This is a genomic window from Paenibacillus chondroitinus NBRC 15376, from assembly GCF_004000765.1.
Taxonomy (GTDB): Bacteria; Bacillota; Bacilli; order Paenibacillales; family NBRC-103111; genus Paenibacillus_E; species Paenibacillus_E chondroitinus.
Genome location: NZ_BILW01000089.1, coordinates 1 through 6509, shown reverse-complemented (window position 1 = coordinate 6509; position 6509 = coordinate 1). Strand labels below are relative to the sequence as shown.

Annotated in this window: 7 protein-coding genes and 7 tRNA genes; 12 read left to right on the top strand and 2 right to left on the bottom strand. The window is 44.7% G+C overall.

The features are described 5' to 3' along the window. The first annotated feature begins 37 nt into the window (after window positions 1-37). From PCH02S_RS35205 to PCH02S_RS35155, 11 genes are all read left to right on the top strand, one after another. Window positions 38-109: transfer RNA gene (locus PCH02S_RS35205), tRNA-Gly, on the top strand. Window positions 110-113: 4 nt separating this feature from the next. Beyond that, window positions 114-184, top strand: a tRNA-Cys gene (locus PCH02S_RS35200). A 15-nt stretch (window positions 185-199) separates the two neighbouring features. Further along, window positions 200-285: transfer RNA gene (locus PCH02S_RS35195), tRNA-Leu, on the top strand. Between the two features lie 21 nt (window positions 286-306). Next, a tRNA-Arg gene (locus PCH02S_RS35190) sits at window positions 307-383 on the top strand. Between the two features lie 5 nt (window positions 384-388). After that, a tRNA-Leu gene (locus PCH02S_RS35185) sits at window positions 389-467 on the top strand. A gap of 6 nt (window positions 468-473) precedes the next feature. Next, a tRNA-Pro gene (locus PCH02S_RS35180) sits at window positions 474-547 on the top strand. 12 nt (window positions 548-559) lie between these two features. Then, a tRNA-Gly gene (locus PCH02S_RS35175) sits at window positions 560-630 on the top strand. A 567-nt stretch (window positions 631-1197) separates the two neighbouring features. After that, a complete protein-coding gene (locus PCH02S_RS35170) occupies window positions 1198-1392 on the top strand; it encodes a hypothetical protein (protein WP_127458754.1) in 195 nt (64 codons plus the stop codon). Window positions 1393-1717: 325 nt separating this feature from the next. Beyond that, window positions 1718-2296: a TetR/AcrR family transcriptional regulator gene (locus PCH02S_RS35165; RefSeq protein WP_127458753.1), complete on the top strand. Its 579-nt coding sequence runs from the start codon at window positions 1718-1720 to the stop codon at window positions 2294-2296. 93 nt (window positions 2297-2389) lie between these two features. Further along, window positions 2390-2827: a HEAT repeat domain-containing protein gene (locus PCH02S_RS35160; RefSeq protein ID WP_127458752.1), complete on the top strand. Its 438-nt coding sequence runs from the start codon at window positions 2390-2392 to the stop codon at window positions 2825-2827. Window positions 2828-2900: 73 nt separating this feature from the next. Continuing rightward, the gene (locus PCH02S_RS35155; RefSeq protein WP_127458751.1) at window positions 2901-3533 is read left to right on the top strand and encodes a spore coat protein; all 633 of its coding nucleotides are present in this window, start codon (window positions 2901-2903) and stop codon (window positions 3531-3533) included. A 49-nt stretch (window positions 3534-3582) separates the two neighbouring features. Here PCH02S_RS35155 and PCH02S_RS35150 read toward each other — a convergent pair whose 3' ends face one another. Both PCH02S_RS35150 and PCH02S_RS35145 read right to left on the bottom strand, forming a co-directional pair. Beyond that, a complete protein-coding gene (locus PCH02S_RS35150; RefSeq protein ID WP_127458750.1) occupies window positions 3583-4332 on the bottom strand; it encodes a YqcI/YcgG family protein in 750 nt (249 codons plus the stop codon). Between the two features lie 62 nt (window positions 4333-4394). After that, window positions 4395-4982: a DUF1989 domain-containing protein gene (locus PCH02S_RS35145; RefSeq protein WP_246069435.1), complete on the bottom strand. Its 588-nt coding sequence runs from the start codon at window positions 4980-4982 to the stop codon at window positions 4395-4397. A 176-nt stretch (window positions 4983-5158) separates the two neighbouring features. Between PCH02S_RS35145 and PCH02S_RS35140 the strand changes: the two genes are divergently transcribed. Continuing rightward, entirely contained in the window at window positions 5159-6232 is a 1074-nt protein-coding gene (locus PCH02S_RS35140) for an FUSC family protein (RefSeq protein WP_127458748.1), read from the top strand. The last annotated feature ends 277 nt before the right edge of the window (window positions 6233-6509 follow it).

Below are 6509 nucleotides of genomic sequence, written 5' to 3'. Positions count from 1 at the left end.
TCATTCCTCAAAATGTTTGAGGGAACCCCATTATCATGCGGAAGTGGCTCAGGGGTAGAGCATCGCCTTGCCAAGGCGAGGGTCGCGGGTTCGAATCCCGTCTTCCGCTTTTTGGCGCTATAGCCAAGTGGTAAGGCAGAGCTCTGCAAAAGCTTTACCCCCAGTTCGAATCTGGGTAGCGCCTTCTGCCTTTAAGCAAGCCGGAGTGGCGGAATCGGCAGACGCACAGGACTTAAAATCCTGCGATAGGTGACTATCGTACCGGTTCAAGTCCGGTCTTCGGCATTATTTACCTCAATTTCATACGCGCCCTTAGCTCAGCTGGATAGAGTATTTGACTACGAATCAAAAGGTCGGGAGTTCGAATCTCTCAGGGCGCGCCACATATGCCGGCGTGGCGGAATGGCAGACGCGCTCGACTCAAAATCGAGTTCTCACGAGTGGAGGTTCGAGTCCTCTCGCCGGTATTTTCTCGGGACGTAGCTCAGCTTGGTAGAGCACCTGCTTTGGGAGCAGGGGGTCGCATGTTCAAATCGTGTCGTCCCGACTTTTACATCATGCGGGTGTAGTTCAATGGTAGAACTTCAGCCTTCCAAGCTGGTAGCGTGGGTTCGATTCCCATCACCCGCTTTAAGCAAAAGACCACCTTCGGGTGGTTTTTTGCATTAGCGATGAGGAAGAGAAGCCACAGGGTTCGACCGTCCGTAAAGACATCATAGAGTAAACAAAAGTAGGACGTGCGTCCAAATGTACCACCAGTGCTTCCGAAGGAAGCTTTTAAATAAGAATTTGGAGTATTCCCATCACCCGCTTTAAGCAAAAGACCACCTTCGGGTGGTTTTTTGCTTTTAGCAGGTACAAATAAGAGAACACCAGGGCGCTATTTTAGCAGAAATAGCCCTTTGGGCAAGTGTAGGGGAACAGAGATCCCTTATTTCATTATTTAAGTCAGCCAGTTGCCCCATTTAGCCAAAATAGAACCCTGTAGTTCCCCATTGTCATCTGAGTTCCCTCATTTAAGCAAAATAAGGGACTCATGTTCCCCAATGGTCCTCTCCTTCGCTGCGGATGGGGTTTATGGACGAAGCATCAACTGTGAATATTTTAGCATAAGGACTAAGACAAACAGACAAGCATAGGCGAATATACATATACGGATTCATCAAAAGTTGATTATCAACTAGGAGGTGTTTCGGTATGGTTTTTTGGATAATCGTCGTTGTCATTATTGTAATCGGTTTGTTAATCTGGGCTAGCACGAAGAAGAAGAAAGCGGCGGTAGAATCGACAGCAGTGAAAACACATAAGGAGTGCTCCTACTGTAATGAGGAAATCGAAATCGATGCGGCAGTTTGCAAGTACTGCAGGGGGATTGTGGTAAGCTCAAGCTAACTCGATACATGATAAAAGCAAAAAGCAAAAACCTGAGGTAAACCAGCCTCGGGTTTTTGTGCATTCATGTTATGCTACGGCAGTCAAAACGCTCTATTCCGGCTGAAAAATGACCACTGGTTACGAATATATTTATACTATTGGTCATAATTTATTTCTAAATTTAGAGTCTAAAATATGAGAAACTAAATATATCATATTATTATAAAAATCGATTTTCATAAATTTATGTACTTGTGGTCATTTTATGAATTGAACAAACCCATCGTTTCCTCTATACTTGGAATATACAGCGTAAACATTAGCGATAAACGGAGATGACTCAATGAACCGTGAGGAAAAAAAGCGGGCAACGCGCAAAAAAATCATAGACACAGCGCTAGAACTGTTTGCGGAGCAAGGTTACGAAGCGACAACGGTTCATCAGATCACGGAGCGTGCTGGTGTTGCGAAGGGAACGTTTTTTAACTATTTTGCTACGAAGGAAGAAGTGTTTTGTGATATTCAGACATTCTGGGCGTCGACGGAGTTCGTTAAGCTGAAGGATAAAGTTGGGCCTATTCTCCCTCATTTGCGGGAGTTTCTTATCGAATTGGTGAGGCTCGTACCTTATACCCGACAACTTGCCCGTGCATTATTTCAAAGCAATCTTAGCAACGAGAAGTCACTGTCTAATCACTTGGAGATGTTGGAAGAGCTAAAATTAGTGCTCATTCCTGTCATAGAAGAAGCTCAAAAACGAGGAGAATTCTCAACCGTTTTCCCTGCAGAAATGATAGCGGACCAAGCTATTCAAACTTATATGGGCGTATTAATTACGTGGGGCATGGGGATGGGCGATGAGAGGCTTAATACGCAAATGGCTGTCAGTTTCGAGTTGTTTTTTCGAAGTCTGCAGCCATAGATCTATTTCATTGGCGCTCAGGCCCAAAAAAGTGTAACATCATTGTAGAAAAAAACATGCGCAAATTTCAGCAGTCGAAGGAGCTTGAATCAGTTGAATATAGAACTAAATAATGAAGTACCCGCCAATTTTGAGGAGCTAAAAAAATCCGCAAATCGTTCATCCAATTGGAGGGAACGTCAGGATGCTGTTGAACAATTAGGGCAATGGAATGATCAACAGAGCATCAATATTTTGACTCGTATGATGACCAGTGATGCCGTATACCCCATTCAAGAGCTGGCATACCGCAAGCTAAAAGCTTTTGGTGAAGATGTTCAGCTGCCGCCACGGAAAAAAGGGGATTTGGTCAAAGGTGCAGGCAAGGTATTCGTGCGCATCAAAAAGAGCTTGCCGGAAGGCCATACCTTTGAAGCATTCAAAGAAAAGCTCCAAAAAACCAGAACTGACGTGTACGATACGTACGAAGGGGACAAGGGCGCTGACTTTGATCATTGGCTTGAGACCACTTGGGCTTCATTGCTGAAGTAAGAGAAACGTATAATTTCCACTAATCTAACTCATATTATCGAAGTTACCAATTCATATCAAAGGAGACTTCGAGATGCAGCAGCAAACACCATACAACAACATGAATCAAATGGCGCCTAATATGAACCATGGGGGACACGAGCTCTTTGATTTGCATGAAGTGTTAGCTTGTACCATTAATGTACTTGATCAGTTTATGATTTTCAGGCAGTTCGTCCAAGATCCCGAGCTTCTGGACATTTTGGATCATCAGTACAGCTTCACCCTCTACCACTACAATTTAACGGCAGAGTGCTTTACTACAGGGCAGAAGCCGAGCCAAGAGACACAGACTTACATGATACGGAATCTGTCTCAGCCCATCTATGGAATCAAGCCTACTCAGCCCAAAAAGCCGAATCAATCGCTGGCTGATGTGAAGGATGCTGGTATTAGCGCACATATGCTGGGGCTTATCAAGTCTCATGCTTCGCTATTAACGATGACCTCTGTTGAGGTAACGAACCCTACAGTGCGTCGTGTGCTGGCTTCCCAAGTGCAGAACTTTATTGAGATGGCTTATGAAATTTTCTTGTATCAAAATAGAAATGCTTATTATCAGGTTCCACAACTGGGTACAGCTGATATGCAGAAAATGCTGAATACCTTTGTCCCGGCACAGGGCATGCCGCAAATGCCTCCAAATAATCGGGCAACGGTTCATTAAAAAATAAAGAACCAGCTGGGGTCTGCTTAGACCACGGCTGGTTTTTTAGTTACTTTTTTTTCATGGCCATAGACGTAAAAGGGCATTTAGGAGCTACACTTTCATCATCTCGCAGAAAATATTGCTCCCACTCCAGATTGTCTGTCTGACCATACCATTTGAGCGAAGGATGCGCTGGAACGCCGTCGTACTCGACCAGTTTCTGACGAATCAAGCTTTTCATATTGCGTCCGAAAACGGTAGAATCATTGATTTCCTCAAAAACCCATCGGGGCTGAAAGGTGATTAGAAAATAAGGTGTCCACCGGCTTCGGCGAACCTGATGGGCAGGTGTCCCGCAAAAGGCGAAGTACGGATGGCCACTATAACAGAACTCCCAAGCATGGTGGGAAGGGTCTTGAGGGATGTGTGCGGGCCATGGGACTGGATCTTTGGCGCTTACCCGGCTTAATACGGACCAGAAGACCTGTTCATAATCTTCTACAGAGAAAGTAGCCGTCATGTCTGTTGGCGTTTCATAAAATATAACAAGCGAAGCGTACCGACCGGTATCACGGGAGCATTCACCGTATTGATGCAGCAGCTGCGCAGTCTCTTCAATTGCTTTATCGGATCTGGGATCTGCTGCAAAGCCAAACCGCAAGCTGTCAGTGAGATACCCTTGCCGCCCTGGGATGCAGGGGTACATGCGTTCATCATCAGCAATCATATGCCCGAACTTGCGAAAGGCGTCTTGCTGCCAGTCAGGCAGCTCTTTTCCATTGTGATCCAGCCAACTCTTAGATTTCAAATGAACCATTACCAAACCCTCCTTCTTCCATTCGGAGCATAGTATGCTGAGTGGAAGAGTTGGGTGAATGCCTACATGATTTCGACGTCAATAGGTGAGCACTTGAACCCATTACATGCGCTCTCGGAGCACGGACAAGCAGACACCGCTATGATTAAATCCATTTCGGCTCGAAGCTCAACATAATCGCCTGCCTTCGATAGCGGCCTCTCAACCGTAATTTCCCCTGATGGATGTATGACGGTATTCATAAATAAGTTGACGGGGTAATGTTGATCAGGGGCAGGGATTGCATACTCGGCTAAAGCCAGATTCAGGTTATGATAACAGCTTGCATGATCTTTTTTATTGTATAACACCTCGTACATTTCGCTGCGGCAGGCTGGATTAATGAAATCGTGTTGACCTACCCGATCGGTTACTACGGTTAACATGGGCTTGTATGTATTAGTATAAAGCAGATCTCCCGGCTTCACTTTCAGTTTATGAAGAGCATCCATCGTAACTCCAGGGTCCAGTCGTTCCCTAAAGTCGTTATCACGATAGGCGACAAAGTCAGCGACTTGCTCGCCTTCTACATCGGTTATTCTAACCGTTTGACCCTTGCTGAGCTTGAATCCAAGCCCCTGGGTGGCCGGAATACGCCATTTTTGTTTGATCATATGTGCCTCCAAAACGAGTTTATGGAAATTACTTTAACAGTATGGCTTCAGTAAGAGACTGTCATGCAGGTAGACTGGCAGAATTGAACTAGGGAGCTAAGATCTTATTTTGCATCAAACCCATTACCTGTGTAAGATAATAGGGAATTAATATTTTCTATGAGGGGGATTTCATGGTTTTCGGTGCACGTGTTTGGAAAACGGGTATCGCCGTTGCTTTGGCCTTATACATAAGTGCCTGGCTAAATTTTACTCCTCCTGTCATTGCCGCTGTTGCTGCTATTTTTGCTATGCAGCCTTCGATTTACCGGTCGTGGCGCTACTTTCTGGAGCAGTTGCAGACAAATATCCTTGGTGCGGCATTGGCCCTGCTGGCGGGTATGTTTTTCTCAAATAATGTCATTGCGATTGGTATTGTCTGTATTATTGTCATTATCCTCAGTCTTAGAATGCGTATGGAAGAAACGATAGGTCTTACTTTGGTTACCGTTGTTGCGGTGATGGAGGCTTCAGGGGAATGGGAGTTTGCGCTTAATCGGCTGCTTCTTAGCTTGATTGGTATTGGATGCGCCTTTGTGGTGAATATATTCTTCTTTCCGCCAAAACCTAAGGAGCAATTTGCTGCACAGATTCAGACTATTTTCAGCAAAATGTCACTCCTTCTTCGCACAGTAATCTCCAATGAAATGAAAGAAACGGTGTTCCGTGAGGAAAAAGAAAGCCTTCGCAGCGGTCTCAAATCCCTGTCTGAAAAATACAGACTCATGGAAGAAGAGATCAAAAAACTCAAAGGCAAGGGAAATGGATTCAGCCGCATACGCGAGCTTGTTGTATACAAACAAAAGCTGCTTGCTATGTATAAAGGGTTAGAAGTGATTGAAGCCGTAGATGAACATTACTTTCAGGCCGCTCGAACCGAGGCGATTGACGACTATTTTGATCAACATATGGAGAAGTTAATAAAATTCCACGAACATGTGCTGCTGAAATTCGATGATAAGCTGAAAGAGGACAGCACGGAAGGTATGGAAATGGAAGCTGAGAATGATCGCTTCATGACGGTTCTCATTGAGCGTTATACCCAACAACCGCAGGGATTATTGCGTTTATCCGTTGTGGCTGCCGCTATGTATGACTATGGTCATCAAGTTGCACGGTTGGATAAGCTTGTCGAGTATGATCATCGTGGTGAAAGTGAAGAAAGAGAACCTCTGGAATTACTGCTTAAAGGTATCAGGTTAAAATAGTTCTCAGCTTAGAACCGTGGAGCCTCCCAGTTGTCAGATAAAATCTGGTGCTAGGAGGTTCTTTTCATAAAATGAAGGACAAGGCTTGCTTTCCAAATTTGTATGTGCTATATTATGATTCTTGCTCCGAACGGAACGAGGCGTAAGCCGAGATAAAGATCTGAACGTGTTGAATATCTTCACGAATGGATGTAAAAATTAAAGCTTGCAATTGAAAAACAGATATGGTATATTACTTCTCGCTGCTTCGGTAACACGGCAGTAAACGAAAGAAATT

Excerpts from the sequence above, each read along its gene's own strand:
- PCH02S_RS35165 (WP_127458753.1), top strand. The coding sequence starts at position 1,718 with ATGAACCGTGAGGAAAAAAAGCGGGCAACGCGCAAAAAAATCATAGAC.
- PCH02S_RS35150 (WP_127458750.1), bottom strand. The coding sequence starts at position 4,332 with ATGGTTCATTTGAAATCTAAGAGTTGGCTGGATCACAATGGAAAAGAG.
- PCH02S_RS35140 (WP_127458748.1), top strand. The coding sequence starts at position 5,159 with ATGGTTTTCGGTGCACGTGTTTGGAAAACGGGTATCGCCGTTGCTTTG.
- PCH02S_RS35155 (WP_127458751.1), top strand. The coding sequence starts at position 2,901 with ATGCAGCAGCAAACACCATACAACAACATGAATCAAATGGCGCCTAAT.
- PCH02S_RS35170 (WP_127458754.1), top strand. The coding sequence starts at position 1,198 with ATGGTTTTTTGGATAATCGTCGTTGTCATTATTGTAATCGGTTTGTTA.